General features: G+C 70.3%; 17 protein-coding genes. 13 read left to right on the top strand and 4 right to left on the bottom strand.

Annotated features, from left to right (window positions below):
* The first annotated feature begins 7 nt into the window (after nt 1–7).
* From OC490_RS14690 to OC490_RS14680, 3 genes are read left to right on the top strand one after another with little or no spacing between them, the layout of a single operon-like run.
* Nucleotides 8–952, top strand: a complete 945-nt coding sequence (locus OC490_RS14690) for an ATP-binding cassette domain-containing protein (protein WP_262058358.1) — start codon at nt 8–10, stop codon at nt 950–952.
* Nucleotides 949–1,731, top strand: coding sequence for an ABC transporter permease (locus OC490_RS14685; protein ID WP_262058357.1), 783 nt, complete (start codon nt 949–951; stop codon nt 1,729–1,731). Before OC490_RS14690 ends, OC490_RS14685 begins: the two co-directional genes overlap by 4 nt.
* 34 nt (nt 1,732–1,765) lie before the next feature.
* Complete coding sequence (locus OC490_RS14680) at nt 1,766–2,974, top strand: CaiB/BaiF CoA transferase family protein (protein WP_410098625.1); 1,209 nt, start codon at nt 1,766–1,768, stop codon at nt 2,972–2,974.
* Nucleotides 2,975–3,016: 42 nt separating this feature from the next.
* Here the strand turns inward: OC490_RS14680 and OC490_RS14675 are convergent, their stop codons facing one another.
* The 3 genes from OC490_RS14675 to OC490_RS14665 all read right to left on the bottom strand — a co-directional run bounded on the left by OC490_RS14675 (nt 3,017) and on the right by OC490_RS14665 (nt 4,782).
* Nucleotides 3,017–3,283, bottom strand: a complete 267-nt coding sequence (locus tag OC490_RS14675) for a hypothetical protein (RefSeq protein WP_019066227.1) — start codon at nt 3,281–3,283, stop codon at nt 3,017–3,019.
* Between the two features lie 126 nt (nt 3,284–3,409).
* Entirely contained in the window at nt 3,410–4,243 is an 834-nt protein-coding gene (locus OC490_RS14670; protein WP_262058355.1) for an anti-sigma factor, read from the bottom strand.
* On the bottom strand, nt 4,240–4,782 hold the full coding sequence (locus OC490_RS14665; RefSeq protein WP_262058636.1) for a sigma-70 family RNA polymerase sigma factor: 543 nt from the start codon (nt 4,780–4,782) through the stop codon (nt 4,240–4,242). The genes OC490_RS14670 and OC490_RS14665 overlap by 4 nt, the downstream gene beginning before the upstream one ends.
* A gap of 250 nt (nt 4,783–5,032) precedes the next feature.
* Between OC490_RS14665 and OC490_RS14660 the strand changes: the two genes are divergently transcribed.
* From OC490_RS14660 to OC490_RS14645, 4 genes are all read left to right on the top strand, one after another.
* Nucleotides 5,033–6,571, top strand: a complete 1,539-nt coding sequence (locus tag OC490_RS14660) for a DUF4331 domain-containing protein (RefSeq protein ID WP_262058354.1) — start codon at nt 5,033–5,035, stop codon at nt 6,569–6,571.
* A 123-nt stretch (nt 6,572–6,694) separates the two neighbouring features.
* Nucleotides 6,695–8,497 carry a tetratricopeptide repeat protein gene (locus tag OC490_RS14655; protein ID WP_262058353.1) on the top strand — a complete coding sequence of 601 codons (1,803 nt, stop codon included), beginning with the start codon at nt 6,695–6,697 and terminating at the stop codon, nt 8,495–8,497.
* Nucleotides 8,494–10,200, top strand: coding sequence for a sulfite exporter TauE/SafE family protein (locus OC490_RS14650; protein WP_262058352.1), 1,707 nt, complete (start codon nt 8,494–8,496; stop codon nt 10,198–10,200). Before OC490_RS14655 ends, OC490_RS14650 begins: the two co-directional genes overlap by 4 nt.
* A gap of 45 nt (nt 10,201–10,245) precedes the next feature.
* Nucleotides 10,246–11,859 (top strand): serine/threonine-protein kinase, encoded by a 1,614-nt coding sequence (locus OC490_RS14645; RefSeq protein ID WP_262058351.1) that lies wholly within the window; start codon nt 10,246–10,248, stop codon nt 11,857–11,859.
* A 4-nt stretch (nt 11,860–11,863) separates the two neighbouring features.
* On the opposite strand, the gene OC490_RS14640 is transcribed toward OC490_RS14645, so the two are convergent.
* A complete protein-coding gene (locus OC490_RS14640) occupies nt 11,864–12,670 on the bottom strand; it encodes an SGNH/GDSL hydrolase family protein (protein WP_262058350.1) in 807 nt (268 codons plus the stop codon).
* A gap of 286 nt (nt 12,671–12,956) precedes the next feature.
* Between OC490_RS14640 and OC490_RS14635 the strand changes: the two genes are divergently transcribed.
* The 6 genes from OC490_RS14635 to OC490_RS14610 all read left to right on the top strand — a co-directional run bounded on the left by OC490_RS14635 (nt 12,957) and on the right by OC490_RS14610 (nt 21,588).
* On the top strand, nt 12,957–14,165 hold the full coding sequence (locus OC490_RS14635; protein ID WP_262058349.1) for a S8 family peptidase: 1,209 nt from the start codon (nt 12,957–12,959) through the stop codon (nt 14,163–14,165).
* 274 nt (nt 14,166–14,439) lie between these two features.
* The gene (locus OC490_RS14630; RefSeq protein WP_262058348.1) at nt 14,440–14,766 is read left to right on the top strand and encodes a hypothetical protein; all 327 of its coding nucleotides are present in this window, start codon (nt 14,440–14,442) and stop codon (nt 14,764–14,766) included.
* A gap of 368 nt (nt 14,767–15,134) precedes the next feature.
* Nucleotides 15,135–15,974 carry a glycosyltransferase family 2 protein gene (locus OC490_RS14625; RefSeq protein WP_262058347.1) on the top strand — a complete coding sequence of 280 codons (840 nt, stop codon included), beginning with the start codon at nt 15,135–15,137 and terminating at the stop codon, nt 15,972–15,974.
* Nucleotides 15,971–16,972, top strand: coding sequence for a glycosyltransferase family 2 protein (locus tag OC490_RS14620; protein WP_262058346.1), 1,002 nt, complete (start codon nt 15,971–15,973; stop codon nt 16,970–16,972). The genes OC490_RS14625 and OC490_RS14620 overlap by 4 nt, the downstream gene beginning before the upstream one ends.
* Nucleotides 16,965–17,765: a polysaccharide deacetylase family protein gene (locus OC490_RS14615; RefSeq protein ID WP_262058345.1), complete on the top strand. Its 801-nt coding sequence runs from the start codon at nt 16,965–16,967 to the stop codon at nt 17,763–17,765. The genes OC490_RS14620 and OC490_RS14615 overlap by 8 nt, the downstream gene beginning before the upstream one ends.
* The gene (locus tag OC490_RS14610) at nt 17,758–21,588 is read left to right on the top strand and encodes a lipopolysaccharide biosynthesis protein (RefSeq protein WP_262058344.1); all 3,831 of its coding nucleotides are present in this window, start codon (nt 17,758–17,760) and stop codon (nt 21,586–21,588) included. The genes OC490_RS14615 and OC490_RS14610 overlap by 8 nt, the downstream gene beginning before the upstream one ends.
* Nucleotides 21,589–21,595 lie beyond the last annotated feature (7 nt).

Raw genomic sequence — 21,595 nt, 5'->3', positions numbered from 1 at the left:
TCACCCCATGACTACTACGTACGCTGTACTTAGTGAAGGTCTGGAGAAGCGCTTCGGCGCTGTGCACGCCCTGCGCGGGCTGGACCTGGCGGTGGCGCGGGGCACGGTCTGCGGGGTTCTCGGACCCAACGGCGCGGGCAAGACCACGGCCGTCCGACTGCTCACCACACTGCTGCGCCCCGACGCGGGCTCCGCGCGGATCGCCGGGCACGATCTGGTCCGGGAGGCTTCGGCCGTACGGCGCCGGATCGGCGTCACCGGGCAGTACGCGTCGGTCGACGGCGACCTCACCGGCCGGCAGAACCTGCGCCTCTTCGCGCGGCTGCACCGGGTGCGGGGGCCGGCCGAGCGGGCCGGTGAGCTGCTGGACCGGTTCGGTCTGACGGAGGCCGCCGACCGCGCCGCGTCCACCTACTCCGGCGGGATGCGCCGCCGCCTCGACCTGGCGGCGAGTCTCATACGACGCCCCGAGGTGCTGTTCCTGGACGAACCGACGACCGGCCTCGACCCGGCCAGCCGGAATCAGATCTGGGACGCCGTAAGGGACTTGAAGAGGGAGGGTACGACCGTGCTGCTGACCACGCAGTACCTGGAGGAGGCCGACCAACTGGCCGACGACATCGCCCTGGTGGACCGGGGGCGGGTCGCGCACAGCGGCTCGCCGTCCCAACTCAAGGCACTCGTCGGCACTTACGCCGAGGTCGTCGTCGCGCATGCGGACGCGCTGGCGAAGGCGGCCGGTGTCCTCGACCGACTCACGGGCGCCGAGCCGTCGTTCGACCACGAGCGGAACACCGTCGGCGCGGTCAGCGGCGACCCGACGCTCACCCTGCCCCGGCTGGTCCGCGAACTCGACGCGGCGGGCGTGCCGTTGCTCGACGCGAGCCTGCGGCCACCGACCCTCGACGACGTGTTCCTCCGGCTGACGGACCGTAAGGAGCAAGCGGCATGAGCACATTGGCGTACGACGGCGGTGCGATGCTCGGCCGGCAACTGCGGCGGGTGCGGAACAGTCCGGCGCTGGTGATCCTCACCCAGACCATGCCGATCACGATGCTGCTGTTCTTCGGGTACGTCTTCGGCAGCGCGCTGGCGATGCCGGGTGACGCCTACCGCTCCTACCTGGTACCGGGGTTGCTGGTCGCGACCGCCGCCAACGGCATCATGACCGGCATGTTCCAGGCCGCCCAGGACTCGCACCGGGGCGTGAGCGACCGCTTCCGCACCCTGCCGATGAGCAGGGCCGCCGTACCGCTCGGGCAGGCGACCGCCGATCTGGTCGTCACGGCGGCCGGGACCGTGCCGTTCCTGCTGGTCGGGCTCGCGGTGGGGTGGCGGGTCGAGGGGTCGGTGGCCCAAGCCGCCGCCGCTGTCGGCCTGTTGCTGCTCTTCCGGTTCGCCTGCGCCTGGGTCGGCATCCTGCTCGGGCTCGCCTCCCGCAGCGAGGAGGCGGCCGGGCAGCTCGGCAGCGCGACCTTCATGCTGCCGCTGCTGTCCAACGCGTACATCCCGACCGACCGGCTGCCGGGCTGGCTGCGCGCAATGGCCGAGTGGAACCCGATCAGCGCGGTGACCACGGCCCTGCGGTACCTGTTCGGCAACTCGCCCGTGCCCGAGGGCGCCGCCTGGCCGGTGGCCCATCCGATCGCCGGGTCGCTGCTGTGGTGCGCGGCACTGATCGCCGTGTTCGCGCCGCTCGCCGTACGCCGGTACGCACGCGGCGAGGGCTGAGCTCCCCGCATGACAAAGATGCGGGGCGCGGGTCATGATCGCCCGCATGGAGCCTCTGCCGCTGCCCCTTGAGGGCGTCACCGTCGTCGCCGTCGAACAGGCCGTCGCCGCCCCCTTCGCCACCCGTCAGCTCGCCGATCTGGGCGCCCGGGTGATCAAGGTCGAGCGGATCGACGGCGGTGACTTCGCGCGCGGCTACGACACCGCCGCGGGCGGTCTGGCCTCGCACTTCGTGTGGTGCAACCGGGGCAAGGAGTCGATCGCGCTCAACCTGAAGGACCCGCGCGGGCTGGACGTCGTACGGCGGCTGGTCGCGGACGCGGACGTGTTCGTGCAGAACCTCGCGCACGGGGCGGCGGCCCGGCTCGGGCTGGACGCGGCGACGCTGTGTGCGGCGCATCCCCGGCTGGTCGCCGTGGACATCTCGGGGTACGGGGCGTCGGGGCCGTACGCGGACAAGCGGGCCTACGACATGCTCGTGCAGTGCGAGGCGGGGCTGGTGTCGGTGACCGGGACGCCGGAGCGGCCGGTGAAGGCGGGCATCCCGGTCGCCGACATCGCGGCGGGGATGTACGCGTTCTCCGGTGCGCTCGCGGCGCTGGTGCGGCGCGGAACCACCGGGCGGGGCGGGCCCGTCGAGGTCTCGATGCTGGACGCGGTCGTGGAGTGGATGGGGCATCCGCTGCATCACACGATGCACGGCGGAACTCCCCCGGCGCGCACGGGTCTTGCGCACGCTGTCATCGCGCCGTACGACGTCTATCCCACGGCGGACGGCGGGCAGGTGCTGCTCGCGGTGCAGAACGACCGGGAGTGGCGGCGACTGGCCGAACAGGTCGTCCGGAGGCCCGAGTTGGGGACCGACCCCGACTTCGCGACCAACGCGGCGCGGGTGGTGAACCGGGAGCGCACGGACGCCCTCGTCGGTGCGGTGCTGGGTGGGCTGGCCACCGACGAGGCCGTGCTGCGGCTGGAGCGCGCGGGCGTGGCCTGCGCGCGCCTCAGAAACGTACAAGAGGTGGCGGAGCACCCGCAGTTGGCGGCCCGGGAGCGGTGGCGGGAAGTGGGTTCGCCGGTCGGGCCGTTGCGGGCGCTGCTGCCACCCATCACCTTGCCGGGCGGAGGCGAGGCGCGGATGGGTGACGTGCCCGCGCTCGGGGAGCACACCGAGGCGCTGCTACGTGCCGTGGGGATGGCGGACACAGAGATCGCAGCACTGCGCCGGGACGGTGTGGCGTCCTGAGCGCGGGCCCCCGGGAACTCCCCGGGGACGCCGAGGACTTGCTCAGCGCCCGCCGAACAGCGAACGGCGCAGCCTGCGCAGCGGTGCGAAGAGCGAGACCCTGCTCACTCGCGCGCCCCTGGCGCTGCGTTCCTGCGTGGTGTCGCGCGAGGTGAGCTCGCGCATCAACGAGGTCGCCTCTGCCGTCTCGCGCTGCGGGACGACGGGGCCGCCCAGCACCGAGAGATGGCGGTCGAGTCGCGAACTCGTCGCGCTGCTCCCGCACGTGATCGCAGGGACCCTTGCCCTACTGCGCACTATCTGTTCCATGTCACTCCCCACCCGTACGAGTCCACCCGGCCCGGGCAGGGTAACTCTATCGCCCCAACCGGGCACTCGTGTATCGAGGTCTCAGGATTCACCTTCCCCGTAAGGGTGTTGACGACCCCTCCGTGATTACTCTCCGAATCCAACCGATTTCAGGGCGAGTTGGACAACTGGCTGCGTTGTGGGTTGCGGTGAGCCTCCGTCGGGCTCGACGGTCACTGCGAGTGATGTTGCTGATTTGTCGAGTCCGGTGGTGACCAAGGGCGTGTCGTCCTTGAAGAGCCCGAGGGAGCGCGGCTGCACATTGGGGCGCATCAGCCACAGTTGACGCACTCGCCCGCTCGGCGGTGCGCCGTATCCGCTCAGGGTGACGACCGCGCGCCCCTCCGACGCGGAGGCGATCACGCCGATGCTCCGGCCCGCGGTGTCCGCGCCGGTGGTCGCACGGGCGTCGGGAGCCGCGAGAACGTGTGCGATCTCACGCGACTGTGCCTGCGCTGCGTCCAACTTGTCCTGTGTCCTGTTCGCCTGGACGGCGAACAGCGAGGCCACGACGAGGGCCGCGGCGGCCGTCGCGGTGGCGAACGGCACGAAGAACGGCCGCCGTTGGGGCACGCGGGCGCGTGACGCCTGCGGCTCCGCGCCCCACACATGGGCCGGCAGCCGGGGCGTGTACTCCCGCGTCTCCCGCCCGCGCTCCCGCAGCGGCCCGGGCTCCTGCGGGGTGTTGCGTATCGCGGACAGCACCCGGTCGCGCATCGCGGGCGGCGGCTGGGCGGCCTCGGACCACGCGAGGCGGACCGCGTCCTCGGTCAGGCCGCGGACCTCGAAGGCACAGCGCTCGCACTTCTTGAGGTGCTTCTCGAACTGGGCGCGCTCGCCGGGTTCGAGGGCGTCGAGGGCGTAGGGGGCGGCGAGCGAGTGGAGATCGCCCCGGCGGAAGAGTCGGGCGAGGACGCTCATGCGGCACCTCCCAGGCAGTCGCGCAGCCGGGTGAGTCCGTCACGCATACGGGTCTTGACGGTGCCCAGCGGCAGCGAGAGCCGCTCGGCCACTTCACGGTACGTATAGCCGTCGTAATAGGCGAGGGTCACGGACTGCCGCTGCAGGGCGGTGAGCCGGTCCAGGCAGCGGCGCACCAACTGGCGCTCCAGGCCTGCCTCGACCTCCTCGGTCACCTGGTCGAAGGCCGGGTTGTGGGAACGGCGGGCCTCGCGCTGCTCGCGGTCGACGGCCGCGCGGGCGCTGCGCACCCGGTCGACGGCCCGGCGGTGGGCGAGGGTGAGGACCCAGGACAGGGCGCTGCCGCGGCCGGGATCGAAGCGGGCGGCGGACCGCCACAGTTCGAGCAGCACCTCCTGGGACACCTCCTCGGACTGCGCGGGGTCGCGCACCACGCGGCGCACCAGTCCGAACACAGGTCCGGACACCAGTCCGTAGAGCTCCTCGAAGGCCTGGTGGTCGCCTCCGGCGACCTGCACCAGGAGTTCGTCCGCTCCCACCCGTCCCCCTCTCGTCGACCGCACGCGGCCCCTCCTCTTCGACCGCACGCGGTCTGTCACTTCGCATCCCGTCACACGAGGCATTCGCAGCGGATGCCTCTAAGGATGGGTTACGGATCAGCGGACTTGAAACGCGGGTCACGAGCCGGATTGGAGTCCGCCAAAAAAACTTTTCAGATTCGACCAATCCGACCCGGCACCAGCTCCGAATCCCCGAGCGTCAGGCAAGTTGGCACTGAGGACGGACGGCATGACACCTATCTCCAGGAGCGGTGCGGGACGCAGGAAGCTCGCGGCCCTCATATGTGGCGCGCTCGCCGCCGGAGGGCTCGCAGCCGCCGGCACGGCCGCGCTGGAACCGGGAGTGGCCTCGGCCTCCTCCCACCGGGAGGCGCCCCTCATCTCGGGGACCCCCCAGTACGACAACACGGACCTCTACGCGTTCGTGAGCCCGGACAAGCCGGACACCACCACCATCGTGGCGAACTGGATCCCGTTCGAGGAGCCCGCCGGCGGCCCGAACTTCTACCAGTTCGCGGACGACGCCCAGTACGACCTGCACATCGACAACAACGGTGACGCACTGGACGACTTCATCTTCCGCTACACCTTCAGCACCCAGATCAAGAACAAGAAGACGTTCCTGTACAACACGGGCCCGGTCACCAGCCTCACCGACCCCGACCTGAACGTCACGCAGTCGTACGACGTCGAGCTGATCAAGCTCAAGAAGGGCAAGCAGGTCTACAAGACCAAGATCGCCGACGACATCCCGGCGGCGCCCTCCGACGTCGGCGACGCGTCGATGCCGGACTACGCCAAGCTGCGTTCGCAGGCGATCTACAAGACGGCGAACGGCGGCGCGACCTTCGCCGGTCAGGCCGACGACCCGTTCTTCGCCGACCTGCGCGTCTTCGACCTGCTGTACGGCGGCAACCTCAGCGAGGTCGGCAACGACACGCTCAAGGGCTACAACGTCAACACGATCGCCCTCCAGGTGCCGAACGACCTGATCCGGCAGTCGAAGTCCCGTCCGACCGTCGGCATCTACTCGACGACCCAGCGCAAGAACGCCAGGGGCTACTACACGCAGGTCTCGCGCCTGGGCAACCCGCTGGTCAACGAGGTCGTCAACCCGCAGAAGGACAAGGACAAGTTCAACGCGTCCGAGCCCAAGGACGACGCGCAGTTCCTGAAGAACGTGACCAACCCGGAGCTGCCGAAGCTGATCGAGTCGATCTACAAGATCAAGGCGCCCAAGGAGCCGCGCAACGACCTCGTCAGCGTGTTCCTCACGGGCGTCAAGGATCTCAACACGGAGCAGCCGTACGCGAAGCCGTCGGAGATGCTGCGCCTCAACACCTCGATCCCGCCGACCGCGCACCCCAAGCGCCTCGGTGTCCTGGACGGCGACAACGCGGGCTTCCCGAACGGGCGTCGGCTCACCGACGACGTGATCGACGAGGCGCTCCAGGTCATGGAGGGTGAACTCGTCGGCTCCAAGAACGACTTGGGCGACGCGGTCGACAAGAACGACAAGGGCTTCGAGAAGTACTTCCCCTACATCGCCGAGCCGACCTCGGGTTCGCGCGGTCCGCTCGCCAAGGGCACGAGCAGCGGCAGTGACGTCAAGAACCAGCTGGGCGACGCGCTGCAGCCGGCGGGCTCGTCCTCCAGCAACAACATGATGCTGATCACGGCGTCGGCGGCCTCGGGTGTGGCCGGAGTCCTGCTGATCGGCGCGGGCGTCGCGTGGTGGCGCCGCCGGATGACCCACCGCCCGTACTAAATCCCCACCGACTGGCGCGGCCCGCACAGCTTCTTCCCCCACGGTGCGGGCCGCGCCACCCCTGCGTGACAACACCTCTCAGCAGTACGGCACTTGAACCACCCCAGGCGATGGAGGAACGGCATGGCCCCGCGCGAGAACGACAACAAGCCGCCGGAGGGCGAGCCCGGCGAGACGCCGGTGGCGGCGGAGCGGGAACGCGAGTGGGAACGTGTGTGGGCGGAGGACGAGACCGACGCCGAGGCCGGGACCGGCCCTGAGCGCGAGGCCGACTCCCAGGCAGCCGAAGTCAGTTCCGAAGCCGAGGCCGACTCCGAAAGCACGACCGCCCCCGACGCCGAGGCCGACCTCGACATCGAGCCCGAGATCGAGCCCGAGGCCGCGATCAAGGCCGCGATCGAGCCCGGAGCAGCACCGACCGAAGCCGCAGCCCCATCGCCTGGGCATGACCACCCCCATCCCCACTCCCACGATCACGACCACCCCCACTCGCACGACCACGACCACGACCACGATGATCACGCCCCGCACTCCGGCACCCCGGACGGCGCGGTTGCCGATGAACGCGTTGCCGCCGTCCGTCGGGTCGGCGCCGCGGGTCGTCGCTGGCGGGTCGTCCAACTCGCCGGGTGCGCCGCCCTGTTGGCCGTGGCGATGACCGCCGGGGCCATCGCGATCGGCGCGGCGAAGGACAGCGGTGCCACCGGCGTCGCGGCCGTCTCCAGTGCCGTGTCGCCGGACCTGTTGGCCAGCGGGAGCCTGGACGCGAGCATCACCGCGCTGCAGGCTCATCTCCGGACGCAACCCAAGGACTTCGACGGGTGGGCGACGCTCGGTCTTGCCTATGTCGAGCAGGCCAGGACCAAGGGCGACCCCTCCCGGTACCCGCAGGCACAGGCCGCCTTCACACGGTCGCTGAAGATATCGCCGAACAACGAGAACGCCCTTGAGGGCCGTGCCGCGCTCGCCGCCGCCCGGCACGAGTTCTCGGAGGCCCTCACCTACGCGGACCAGGTCCTCAAGGAGAACCCTTACAGCGAGCGCGCCCTGTGCTCCCGTATCGACGCCCTCGTCGAACTCGGCCGCTACGACGAGGCGTCGAAGGCCGCCGACCTGGCCGACGCCCGCAAGCCCGGCGTCCCGGTGTTCACCCGGTACGCCTACGTCCACGAGCTGCGCGGCGACGTCAAGACGGCCCGCACCGTGCTGGAGCAGGCGCTCGCCGCCGCCACCTCCCCCGGCGACATCTCGTACGTGGCCGGAACGCTCGGCCAACTCGCCTGGAACCAGGGCGACTACAAGACCGCCCTGGACTACTACGGCCGCGCCCTCGCCGCCGACGAGAACTACCTCCCCGCCCTGGAGGGCCGCGCCCGCGCCCAGGCCGCCCTGGGCGACCGCACCGACGCCATCAAGGGCCTGGAACTGGTCGTCTCCCGCTACCCGCTGCCCCAACCCCTCGTGGAGCTCGGTGAGTTGTACGAGAGCCGGGGCGCCGCGGGCGACAAGGCGAAGGCCGACGACCAGTACGCCCTCGTCGACGCCTGGATCGCGCTCGCCCGCGCCAACGGCGTCAACGCCGACCTCGACACCGCGCTCGCCGCCGCCGACCACGGAGACATCAAGTCGGCCCTGAAGGCCGCCCGAGCCGAGTGGGCCCGCCGGCACACCGTGCACACGGCGGACGCCCTGGCCTGGGCCCTGCACGTCAACGGCCGCGACAAGGAGGCCCTGGCCTACGCCCGCCAGGCCACGGCCACCGGCTACCACAACGCCTCGTTCATCTACCACCTCGGCATGATCGAGCTCGCCACCGGCCACACGGCCGACGGCCGGGCCCACCTGACCAAGGCCCTGAAGCTGAACCCGGGCTTCTCGCCGCTGGGTGCGAGCAAGGCCCGTAAGGCGCTGGAGGCGACCAAGTGAGGCCCGTCCGCCGTCTGTTCGCCTCCGCCGCGGCCGTCCTCACGGCCGCCGGCGCGCTCCTGCTCGTCCCCACCGCAGCCGCGAGCGCGCACCCGCTGGGCAACTTCACGGTCAACCGGTACGACGGTCTCGTCGTCGCCCCCGGCGTCCTGCGCGTCACGCACATCGAGGACCTCGCGGAGATCCCGGCGACGCAGGCCAAGCCGGACATCAAGCAGTTGGGCATGACCGAGTGGGCCCGGCAGCGGTGCGACAAGGCCGCCGAGGGCAGCAAGGTCACCGTCGACGGCCGTACGGTCGCGCTCACGCCCGGCACCAGTACCGCGCTGCTGCGGCCCGGGCAGGCCGGGCTCAACACCCTTCGGGTGGAGTGCAGTTCGACGGCGGCGCTCCCCAAGGGCAGCACGGTCGCCCTGGGCTTCCACAGCGCGGGCCTGACCACCGGGCCCGGCTGGCGGGAGATCACCGCGCGCGCCGACCGGATGACGCTGACCGGGACGGACGTACCGAAGAAGTCGGTGTCGCACGAACTGACCAGCTATCCCAAGGACTTGCTCTCCTCGCCCGCCGACATCACGAAGGCGTCGCTGCGCGCGCGTCCCGGCGGCCCGGCCCTCACCGAAGACGACCAGGCCCCGTCGGACTCGGCCGCGTCCTCCATCCTCCCGCGCGGCGCGGACCGTTGGACCGAGGCCCTGAACAACCTGGTCGCCCGCCACCACCTCAGCGTCGGCTTCGCGGCCCTCTCCCTGCTCATCGCGATCGCCCTGGGCGCGATGCACGCGCTCGCCCCCGGTCACGGCAAGACGCTGATGGCGGCCACGGCGGCGGCCCGGGGCGGTCGCGCCCGCCTCAAGGACGTGCTCCCCCTCGCCGCCTCGGTCACGGTCACCCACACCCTCGGCGTGATCGCCCTGGGCCTCCTGGTCACGGCCGGCTCCGCCGCGACGCCCTCGGTGATCGCCTGGCTGGGGATCGCGAGCGGTGTCCTGGTCCTCTTCGCGGGCGGCAACCTCGTACGCCGAGCCTGGCGCAACCGCCCACGCCCACAAGCCCCTTCGCACGAGCACCCCCATCCCCATCCCCACGGTGGCGGTCACAGTCACGAGACCGCCAAGTCCCCCAAGCGCTCACTGGTCCTCGCGTCCACGCACGCCCGAGCCGGGTCCACGAACACGCTCACCGAGGCCCACCCGCACCCGCACAGCCACGACGACCATGACCATGACCACAGTCACGATCACGATCACGGCCATGACCACCCCCATCCCCATGAGCACGACCACGAGCACGGCCACTCGCACGACCACGCCGTAGAACACACGCACGGCGGCTTCACGCACACCCACTCCACCGCCCCCACCCTGCGCGGCACGCTCCTGCTCGGCTTCGCCGGCGGTCTCGTGCCGAGCCCGTCCGCCGTGGTCGTCCTCGTGGGGGCCGCCGCGCTGGGGCAGGCCTGGTTCGGGCTGCTGCTGGTCGTCGCCTACGGCGTCGGGCTCGCCCTCACCCTCACCGCCGCCGGATTCGCCGTCGTCAAGCTGGGTACAGGGATGAACCGAGTGCTGGACCGGCGCCCCCGCTGGACCACCAGCCCCATGGCAGTCCTGGTCCGCAGGACCCTGCCGTTGGCATCGGCGTTCGTCGTCGTGGCCCTCGGCATCGGTTTGGTACTCAAGGGGGCGGCATCCGCACTCGGCTGAGCTACGTTTGTGGAGAATTGGCCCGGATGCGAATGGGGAGCGCCCATGCCCGAAGAACCGGGCACTGAACGTGTGATCGCGGACCGCTACCGACTCCTGTCCCCCCTCGGCGAGGGCGGTATGGGAACGGTGTGGCGGGCTCGCGACGAGGTGTTGCAACGCGAGGTCGCCGTCAAGGAGGTCCGCGCGCCGGCCGGACTGGCCTCCGGTGACGTGGAGCGGATGTACGCCCGGCTGGAGCGCGAGGCGTGGGCGGCGGCGCGGGTCGCCAACCGCAATGTGGTGACGGTGTACGACGTCGCGATGGAGGAGGGCCGTCCCTGGATCGTCATGGAGCTGGTGCGGGGCGTGTCCCTGGCCGATCTCCTGGACGCCGAGGGCCCGTTGACGCCGCAGCGGGCCGCGCACATCGGTGCCGAGGTGCTCGCCGCGCTGCGGGCCGCGCACGACGCAGGGGTGCTGCACCGCGATGTGAAACCGGCCAACGTGCTGATGTCGAACGACGGTCGGGTCGTGCTGACCGACTTCGGCATCGCGATGGTCGAGGGCAGTTCGGCGCTCACCATGACCGGCGAGGTCATCGGCTCGCCCGAATTCCTCGCTCCGGAGCGGGCGTTGGGCCGCACGCCCGGGCCCGAGTCCGATCTGTGGGCGCTGGGTGTGCTGTTGTACGCGGCGGTCGAGGGCCACTCGCCGTTCCGCCAGAACACCCCGCTGAGCACACTGCGCGCGATCGTCGACGAGGAGTTGCCGACACCGCGGCTGGCGGGGCCGCTCACCCCGGTCATCGAGGGGCTGCTGCGCAAGGATCCGGCCGAGCGGCTGTCGGCCGGGCAGGCGGAGCAGGATCTTCGGCTGATCGCCGCGGGTGGTGCGCCGCGCGCGGCCACGGCGCCGACGAGGCCGTACACACCGACGATGGCGGGCGCCCCGCAGGACGCCTACGGGCAGCAGGACTCGCGGACGCCGCCGCAGGGCTTCGGGCCGCCGCCCACCTCCTACTCGACGCCGACGGCCGCGGACGAACCGCACCGCAATCGGCGGGCGGCCGTCGTGATCGTCGCGGGTGTGATCGCGCTGGCCCTGGCGATCGGTGGACTGACGTACGCGCTGCTGAACCGGGACAACGGGAACACCGACGCGGGCAAGAGCACCAGTACCCCCAAGAGCCAGCCCTCGGACGGGACTTCGCCCAGCGCGAGCAGCGAGACCACGGCCGCCAGTGAGACGCCGAGTCCGAGCGCCAGCAAGTCCTCGTCGGCGCCGCAGTCGGTGCAGGTGTCCGTGGCGGGTGCCAACACCCAGTATTCCGGGAGCTGTCCGCCGTCGAACACGAAGGCGCCGACCTTCACGGCGAGCTTCACGGTGGGGAAACTGCCCGCGGAGGTGTCCTACCGGTGGGTGCTGAAGAGCGGTTCGGTCTCCGACCCCGGCTGGAAGACTCTCTCGTTCCCGGCGGGCGGCGGGAAGACCAAGCAGGACCGGGTGTTCCTGACGACGTACTCGAACAGCGGGACGTTCAGCAACGAGATCAGTGTCGAGGTCCGTACCCCCGTGAAGACGACGTCCAACTCGGTGCCGTTCTCGGTGACTTGCCTGACGGAGACCCCGTCGGACGGGGCCTCCGCGTCGGACTCGGCGTCACCTTCTGACGGGTGATCCGTCAGGCTGCGCTGGTGAACACCGGCAGGTAGCCGCCGGACTGGCCGGCCGCGGTCGGGTGGTACGACTCGGTGATGTTCAGCAGGTTGAGGCTGTGCAGCCAGGAGCTGCCGGAGCAGATCTCGTGGCCGGTGAACGTGGTGCGTACGTCGCCGAAGGTGAAGCCGTGGTCGGCGGCGCGCTTGGCGAGGGCGCTGTCGAGGTAGTCGGCGGCGCCGTTGATGGCGGTGCGCTTGGCCGCGGAGAGGCCGAGGCAGGTGGTGCCGAGCTTGTAGAAGCGGGGGTAGCCGACCACGACCACGTGAGCGGCGGGGGCCTTGGCGCTGATCGCCGAGTAGACCTTGTCGAGTTGGGCGGGGAGCGTCGAGTCGACGTATGCCTTCGCGGTGGCGATCCGGGTCAGGCAGGAGCTGTCGGACTGCAGGACGCAGGTCGTCATGACGTCGGCGAACCCGGCGTCGTTGCCGCCGACGGAGATCGAGACGAGGGACGTGGCCGAGTTCAGCGGGCCGAGTTGACTCGCCAGAACATCACCCGTTCGGGCGCCGGAGCAAGCGGTGAAGTCGAACGTCGAGGGTGAGTGGGCGGCTGCCCAGAGGTAGGGGTAGGCCTTGGTGCTGCGGTCGCAGGAGCCGCTGGAGCTGACGTAGCTGCCCGCGCCGACGCCCGAGGAGTAGGAGTCGCCGAGGGCCACATAGCCGCCGCCTGCGGCGAGTTGGGACGCCTGCGCCGTCATCGCCCCGGTGAGGGCGAGTCCGGCGGCGAGGAGGAGCGAGGTCACGTATGCCGTAAATCGGGAACGTCTCATGGAACCTCCCTTAGCAGGATCTCTGCCACAACTGTCGTACCAACCAGGCGCATTGCCGGGAAGTGTCCATGCCAATAGAGACGCCGCCAGGGTTATTGATTACGTGTTCATGACAGCTGCGTGACAGACCGTCAACTCCCTTGAACCACACCGGCACATGACCCACTCTTTACTCAGCCTTGGTGCGGAACGCAACGCTCCAGGGTTGTGCGCGCGACAGCGCGCGCACCCCCACAGTCGCGCGCCGGACCCGGGCGCGCGCCGCCTGGAGGAGGACTCCCTCGTAATGGCACTCCTGCGTAGCAAGAAGCTCCGGCTCGCCGCGACAATCGGCGCCGCCACCGCCGCTCTCGTCGGCGGGCTCACCGCACTCCCCGCCCAGGCCGCCCCGGCCACGGGCACGGTTCTGGCCGCCGGCTCCCCCACAGCCGTCGACGGCAGCTACATCGTCACCCTCAAGAAGAGCGCCGGTCTCAAGGCGTCCTCGGCCGCGGGCAAGGGGCTGGTCAAGGAGTACGGCGGCACGGTCACGAAGACGTTCGGCACGGTGCTGAACGGCTACACGGCCAGCCTCACCGCGACCGAGGCCGCGAGACTCGCCGCCGACCCGGCCGTCGCCGCGGTGGAGCAGAACCAGCGCGTCCACCTGACCGACACCACCCAGTCCAGCGCGCCCTGGGGCCTGGACCGCGTCGACCAGGCCGCGCTGCCGCTCTCGGGGACGTACACCTACCCGGACAGCGCGGGCAGCGGGGTGACCGTGTACGTCATCGACACCGGCGTCCGGATCACGCACACCCAGATCAGCGGCCGTGCCTCCTACGGCTACGACGCGGTCGACGGCGACACCACCGCCTCCGACGGCAACGGCCACGGCACCCATGTGGCCACGACGATCGCGGGCTCGACGTACGGCGTCGCCAAGAAGGCGAACATCGTGGCGGTCCGGGTGCTCGACAACAGCGGCTCGGGCACGACGGCCGGCGTCATCGCGGGCATCGACTGGGTGACCTCGAACCACACCACCCCGGCGGTCGCCAACATGTCACTCGGCGGCGGCGCCTCCACCTCGCTCGACACGGCGGTCGCCAACTCCATCTCCAGCGGGGTGACTTACGCCATCGCGGCGGGCAACAGCGCCGCCAACGCCTCCTCGTACTCCCCGGCCCGGGTCGCCACGGCGATCACGGTCGGCGCCACCACCAGCACGGACGCCAAGGCCAGTTACTCCAACTACGGTGCGGTGCTGGACATCTTCGCGCCCGGCTCCTCGATCCTGGCGGGCTACAACACCAGCGACACCGCCACCGCCACCCTGTCGGGCACCTCGATGGCGACCCCGCACGTTGCGGGTGCCGCCGCCGTCTATCTCGCGGGCCACACCTCGTCCACTCCGGCCCAGGTAGCCACCGCACTGGTGAACGGCGCCACTTCGAACGTCGTGACCAGTGCGGGCACCGGTTCGCCGAACAAGCTGCTGAGAATCGTCCCGTAGCGCTTGCCCGGCCCCACCTGATCAATTGTTCCCCGGAGGCAACAGCCGCCTCCGGGGAACACTTATTCGGAGGGGCACGAGAACCGGTGCAAGCGCCTTCCGCACCTTGACGTGCCCGGTCGGGCTGCGCCACATTGAAACCCGGCATCCGGCGCGCTGGGGGGCAAAGTCGCCAATGCAGACCTTAGGTATCAAGAGAACATCCACCGCCGACACCGAGCGGGCGCGACCAGGACCGGGGAGGGACCTGTCGGCGCTTTTCGCCGGTGCGGCCGTGACCATCGGGGCGGTCGGCGCGGTACTCGCGCTCACCGGCTCCGGATCACCGCTGCGCGGACCGTTCGCGCTGTTCTTCCTTTTCTCCGCGCCGGCCTCGGCAATTGCGGCGGCGCTGCGCGGACTTGATCCATACGGCCGTGTTCTCGCGTCGGTCGCGGGCGCGGTGGTCGTCGACATGCTGGTCGCCCAGGGAATGCTGGCCGTGCACCGGTGGTCGATCGACGGGGGAATCGTCGCGGTGGCGGTGGTCAGTGGCCTGACAGCACTATCGGTATTCGTGCGGCATATGCGCCGTCGTACAACGGCTGACAAAGGAGTGTAACGGTCAAACCAACAAAAACGTGAGGCCACGTTTCAGGCCTTGCCATACGGGTTCAATCATCAATACCGTCGTAATCTCACCCGCACTGGTCCATCATCGAGCGGCTCTAGGGGAGGGCTCAAGGACCGCGATGAACCGGCGCGGGGCGCGGTAGGGGGGTGCCGTGCTCGGTGACCGTACTGGTGACCGAGTCGTCCGCGCGGCCGGCTTTCATGTTGTTTTCGGGGGTCGACCAGCTTTGCCAGCTCACCACGCGTGCACGGAGATCCATTGATCCGTGTCGCCCGTGAGAACCCCCCTTTCGAACCGGAGCACAGAGCCGGGCCGCCCAGGGGCGGGCGGTCCGCCGGACGAGAGGGACCAGACTCGTGAGTTCTGTTCTGCGCCCAGCGACATCGGGCCAAGATCCATTAATGTCGGCCAAATACCGGCCGATCTCCTCTCACCTGGCGATTACACCGCCGGTGAGCGTGGTGATTCCCGCCATGAATGAGGCGGAGAATCTCCCCTACGTCTTCAAGACACTGCCCGCGTGGATACACGAAGTGGTTCTTGTGGACGGCAATTCCACCGACAACACCGTGGAAGTGGCCCGCGAACTGTGGCCCGGGGTGAAGGTCGTCGAACAGCAGGGAAAGGGCAAGGGGGATGCCCTGATCACCGGGTTCGAGGCCTGCAGCGGCGACATCATCGTGATGGTCGACGCGGACGGCTCGGCCGACGGACACGAGATCGTCAGCTATGTCTCCGCCCTTGTCTCGGGCGCCGACTTCGCCAAGGGTTCCCGCTTCGCCAACGGCGGCGGCACGGACGACATGACGTTCATCCGCAAGCTCGGCAACTGGGCGCTGTGCACGATCGTCAACCGCAAGTTCGGCGCCCGCTACACCGATCTCTGCTACGGATACAACGCGTTCTGGCGGCACTGCCTCGACAAGATCGACCTCGACTGCACCGGCTTCGAGATCGAGACCCTGATCAACATCCGGGTGGTCAAGGCCGGCCTCAAGGTCCAGGAGATCCCCAGCCACGAGTACCTCCGCATCCACGGCACGAGCAATCTGCGCGCCGTGCGGGACGGGATCCGGGTGCTCAAGGTGATCCTCAAGGAACGTTCCAACAGGCGTGCGCTGCGCAGCCGTTCGCACTCCACGATGATCGACGGTCTCGACGCGCAGCCCACCTCGGTCCGGGGAGAGGTGTCTTGAGCGGTCCCGACATCTCCGTCGTGATCTGCGTCTACACCGAGGACCGCTGGGAGGACATCCTCGCGGCGGTCTCCTCGGTGCGTGCGCAGTCACGGCCCGCGCTGGAGACGTTGCTGGTCGTCGACCACAACCCGGCTCTCCTGGACCGACTCACCAGGGAGTACAAGGACTTCGAGGAGAGCGGCGAGGTCCGTGTGCTGGCGAACGCGGGCCCCCGCGGGCTCTCCGCGGGCCGCAACACCGGCATCGCCGTGTCGTTCGGCGAGGTCATCGCCTTCCTCGACGACGACGCCGTGGCCGAGCGTGAGTGGCTGCGGCACTTCGCCGAGGCGTACACCGACCCCGGGGTCATGGCTGTCGGCGGCCGTACGATGCCGATCTGGGCGTCGGGCCGCCGGCCGGCCTGGTTCCCCGAGGAGTTCGACTGGGTGGTGGGCTGCACGTACAAGGGCCTGCCGCCGGGCCGGGTCCGGGTGCGCAACGTCCTTGGCGGCAACGCCTCGTTCCGGCGTACGGCGTTCGACGCGGCCGGGGGTTTCGCGACCGGCATCGGGCGCGACGGCGACAAGCGTCCGCTGGGCTGCGAGGAGACGGAGTTGTGCATCCGGCTCTCGCGGGCCAGACCGGACGCGGTGCTGCTGATCGACGACCGGGCGGTGATCCACCACCGGGTGCCCGAGGCACGCGAGCACTTCGGGTACTTCCGTACACGCACGTACGCCGAGGGCCTGTCCAAGGCGCTGGTGGCCCGAAGTGTCGGCGCCGACAAGGGACTTGAGTCCGAGCGCCGCTACACCACCCGGGTCCTGCCGGCCGGGGTGGCACGCGGGCTGCGCGACGCCGTGTTCGCCCGGCCGGGCGGCGCGGGCCGGGCGGGCGCGATCGTCGCCGGGGTGTTCACCGCGGCGGGCGGGTATGTCGTCGGGAGCCTGAGGGCACGGCGGGGCGGGGCCACGTTCGAGGTGGCCGGGATCGAGCGGGGGGACACACATGAGTGACACACCGGTGCCGATCCTCATGTACCACTCGATCGCAGCCGCCCCGAACGACGCCACCCGGGCCCTCTCCGTCGCACCGGAGGCGTTCGCCGAACAGCTGGCGCTCCTCGGCGACCTGCGCTTCACCCCGATCAACACCGCGGATCTGGCGTCGAGTTGGCGATCGGGTAAACCGCTGCCGGAGCGCCCCGTCCTGATCACCTTCGACGACGGCTACGAGGGCGTGCACCGGCACGCGCTGCCCGCACTCGCGCAACACGGCTTCGCGTCCACCCTGTTCGTCTCCACCGGCTGGATCCGGGGCGCGTACGACACCGGGGGCGGCCTCGACACCATGCTGGACTGGGACCAGATCCGCCAACTCGCGGGCGCCGACGTCGAGATCGGCGGCCACAGCCACACCCACCCGCAGCTCGACCAGCTCGACGACGACTCCCTGCACGCGGAGCTGGTCCGCTGCATGGAGATCGTCGCCGACGAACTCGGCGCGGTACCCGTCTCGTTCGCCTATCCGTACGGCTACTCCAGCCGCCGGGTGCGCGTCGCGGTACGGGAGACCGGGTTCACGCAGGCGCTCGCCGTCGGCAACGACCTCGCCCGCCGCCGGCAGGGGCCGTACGCCCTGCGACGGGTGACTGTGCGCCGCAGTACGGGTGTCGAGGAGTTCGAGCGGCTCGTCGAGGGCCGTGCGATCGCCCGCAACTTCGCCAGGGACCGGGTCCTCACGCAGGGGTACGCCATGGTCCGCAGAGCTCGACAGGTCCGCCGGAAGGCCAGCCGTTCCCGTGTCTGACACGACGACCACCACCCAGGACGCAGTGCCCGAGACCGAAGCGCCCCCGCAGTCGGGGCGCCGTCTGCGCCTGCCGGGGAGGCGCAAGTCCCCCGGCGGCAGCCCGCTGTTCCGCAACGCCTACGCCCTGATGCTCAACACCGGTATCTCCGCGGTGCTCGGGCTGGGCTACTGGCTGATCGCGGCCCACTACTACTCGCCTTCCGCCGTCGGACAGGGTTCGGCGGCGATCGCCGCGATGAAGCTGCTCGCCGGACTCACCGCGGTGACCCTGACGGGTGCCCTCGCCCGGTTCATCCCGGTCGCCGGCCGTGCCACCGGTCGGCTCATCTTCCGTACGTACGCGGGCAGTTCGCTCGTCGTCGCGCTCGGCGCCGGGATCTTCCTGCTGACCCTGAGCGACTGGGGACCCTCGTACCGCTTCCTGCACGGGCCGATCCCCGCGCTCGGCTTCGTCGTCGCCGTCATCGCCTGGAACCTGCTCACGCTCCAGGACGGGGTGCTGACCGGGCTGCGCAGCGCGCCCTGGGTGCCGGTGGGCAACACCGTGTTCTCGGCGGTGAAGTTGGCGCTGCTGGTCGGGCTCGCGTCGATATTCGCCGCGAGCGGTGTCTTCGTGTCCTGGGTCGCCGCGATCGCGTTCTCCGTGGTGCCGCTCGGCTGGCTGGTGTTCCGGCGGCTGGTGCCCCGGCACATCAAGGCGACCGAGGAGCATGCGAAGCCGCCGACGCTGCGGGAGATCGGGCGGTTCCTCGCCGGGGACTACACGGGCTCGCTGTTCTCGCTCGCCGTGGTCTACCTGGTGCCGGTGATCATCGCCTCGCAGGTCAGCTCCGAGGACAACGCGTACTTCTACATCACCACGACGATAGGCGGCACGGTCAACCTGCTCGCCATCAACATGGGTGCCTCGCTGACCGTCGAGGGCTCCCACGACCCGGCGCGCATCGCCGCCAACACCCGGGCCGCGCTCAAGCGCATGGCCCGGATCATGCTGCCGATCTGCGGGCTGCTGTTCATCGGGGCGCCGTACATCCTGGGCGTGTTCGGCGCGGGCTACGCGGACGCAGCGACCCCGCTGCTGCGCTGGTTCGCGGTGGGCGCGCTGCTGCGGGTCGTCATGGAGACGTACTTCGCGGTGCTGCGCGCGCGGAGCCGTACCGGTGGACTCGCCTGGCTGCAGGGCCTGTTGTGCGTCCTGGTGCTCGGTCTGACGCTGCTGCTGCTCCCCCGTATGGGCCTGACCGGCGCGGGCGTCGCCGAGATCTCCAGCCTCGCGGTGATCGTGACGATCGCCGCGCCCAAACTCTTCAGGACGCTCAGGGCGGCGCCCGCGGAACTCCCCGAGGACGCGGCACCGGACGGCGACCTCGCCGACCTGGGGGCCCGCGAGGTTCCGGCCGCCACCCGCCGTCGCGGCCCGGCCTGGGCGCTCGACTCCGACACCCTCGCGCTCGGTATCCACGTGGACTTCGACCACCTGGAACGCCGGCCCGACGTACGCCCGGGTCCCGGCACCCCGCCCGCCGGCACGCCCATCGTGTCCGGCGAGCAGCGGCCGACCTGGGCGCTCGGCATCAAGCGGTCCGAGGTCGTGGGGTTACCGGTGGAAGAGCGGGAGCCCGGCTCGGAGTCGTCGGTGAGCCCGGTCGCGGAGCCCGAGGTGGACGCGCCGTTCGGACCCGCCAACGGCTCCGACCGGGTGGTCGTACCGGAGGCGGCGCTCGTAGCGGCGGAAGCGCGGGAGACGGAGTCCCGGGAGGCCGAAGTGCCGCCGCCCGCACGGCCGTTGTCGCTGCGCGAACGCCTGGTGCCCAGCCGTCCCGGTGTCGTCCTCGGCTGTCTGCTGGCCGCCGCGCTGCTCCTGTACTGGGTGCCCGCGCTGCGGCTCGGCGAGTCCGACCTCGACCGTATGGGCGGGCTCGGCCTGATCTCGGTGCTGCCGCTGCCCACGCTGGTCGGCGCCGCGCTGCTGGTCGCGGTGTTCGCGTCGCTGCTGTGGCTGGGCCGCGAGCACAAGGCGCTGCTGCTGATCACGTTGCTCGCGACGGTGATCTCGCTGCACGCGCTGCCTGCGGTGATCGAGCCCGAGCCGCGCTTCCCGACGGCCTGGCAGCACCTCGGGTTCATCGACTACATCGACCGCACCGGGTCGGCCGTACCCGACCTGGACGCCCGCTGGAGCTGGCCGGGCTTCTTCGCGGCGGCGGCGTTCATCGGCAGGGCCTGCGGGATCACCGACTGGACCGAGGTCATCCGCTGGTGGCCCACCGCCATCCAACTCGCCTATCTGGCACCGATGTTCCTCCTCGTGCGTTCCCTGCGGGCGAGCTGGCGGGCGAAGTGGACCGGCGTCTGGATCTTCGTGCTCAGCGGCTGGGTCGGCCAGGACTACTTCTCCCCGCAGGGCTTCACCTTCCTGCTCTATCTGGCCTTCGTGGCGATCCTCCTGGTCTGGTTCCGGGCGCCGGGAGTGCTGTGGACGAAGACGCGGCCCGGCGAGGCGGAGGTCGAACCGACCGACCGGCGTCAACAGGCCGTCCTGCTCCTGGTGTTGATCGGTCTGTTCGCGGCGAGTGTCCCGGCCCACCAGCTCACCCCGTTCGTGATGCTGGGCGTCCTCACGGTCCTCGTCCTGATCGGCCGCTCCGAACTGCGCGGTCTGCCCATCCTGTTCGCGGTGCTGGTCGCGGTGTGGATCGGATTCATGGCCGAGCCGTACTGGTCCGGACACTTCAACGACCTCTTCGGCGGGGTCGGCGGGGTCGGCAGCAATGTCTCGACCTCCGTCTCCGGCCGTATCCAGGGCGGCAGTTCGACCCACAAGCTGGTCCTCTACACCCGCGTCCTGCTGGCCGGCGGCGTGATGGCCTTCGCCTGCTGGGGCTGGTGGCGCCGCCGCGACCACAAGTACCGCGAACGCTCCCTCCTCGTCCTCACCTTCGTCCCGTTCCTGGGCTTCGGCATGCAGTCCTACGGCGGCGAAATGGCGCTGCGGGTCTTCATGTTCGCGGTGCCCGGCGCGGCCCTGCTCGCGGGCCTCGCGCTCTTCCCGCGCACCGGCGTCACCACCAAGGAGCGCGAGAAGGACCGGATGAGCCTCGCCCCGCTGGCCGCACTGCTGGCGGGCCTGGTGCTCATGGGCGGCTTCCTGGTGGCCCGTTGGGGCAACGAGGGCTTCGAGCGGGTGCGGCCCGGCGAGGTCGCCGCCATGAACTACGTGTACGCCCACGACAAACCGACCGTACGGCTGCTGTGGCTGACCAACGACACGGTCAACGACGTGACGCCGGCGATGCCGTGGGGCGCGAAGGACATGGAGCGGGTCAACTACGTTCCCACGCTTGCCCCTTCGGACCCGGTGCTGGTGTCCGGTCTGGTCAAGGCGCTCAAGGACGCGGGCCCGAACTCGTATCTGATGCTCAACAAGAGCCAGGTCGTCTCGCTGCAACTGGACGCGGGCTACTCGGCGACCTGGGAGTCCCGGCTCATCCAGAACCTGGACAACCGGCAGGAGTTGAAGAAGGTCCTCGTCAACGAAGACGTGACCATGTACGCGCTGCGCAAGCAGCCGGCCGGTGCGGTCCCGAAGCCCGATCCCGGGCCGATCGGACCGCAGATCACCTGGACGCCGTGGTCGGTGGTGGGCGCGCTCGCCGCCCTCGCGCTGATCCTGATGCTGACGGCCCGCGAGGTCGTCCGGGTCGCGGTGCGGCCGAGTGTGCGTCAACTGCGGTGGCTGCAGAGCAGTTTCTGGTTCTCACTGCCCCTGCTGGCGGTGCTGCTGGCCTCGCTGGTGCAACGGTTCCTGACGATGAAGTAGCAGCGCC

Source organism: Streptomyces sp. STR69, from assembly GCF_024519455.1.
Lineage (GTDB): Bacteria > Actinomycetota > Actinomycetes > Streptomycetales > Streptomycetaceae > Streptomyces.
Note: the sequence above shows the minus strand (reverse complement) of the source record. Positions and strands in the feature narration are given on the sequence as shown.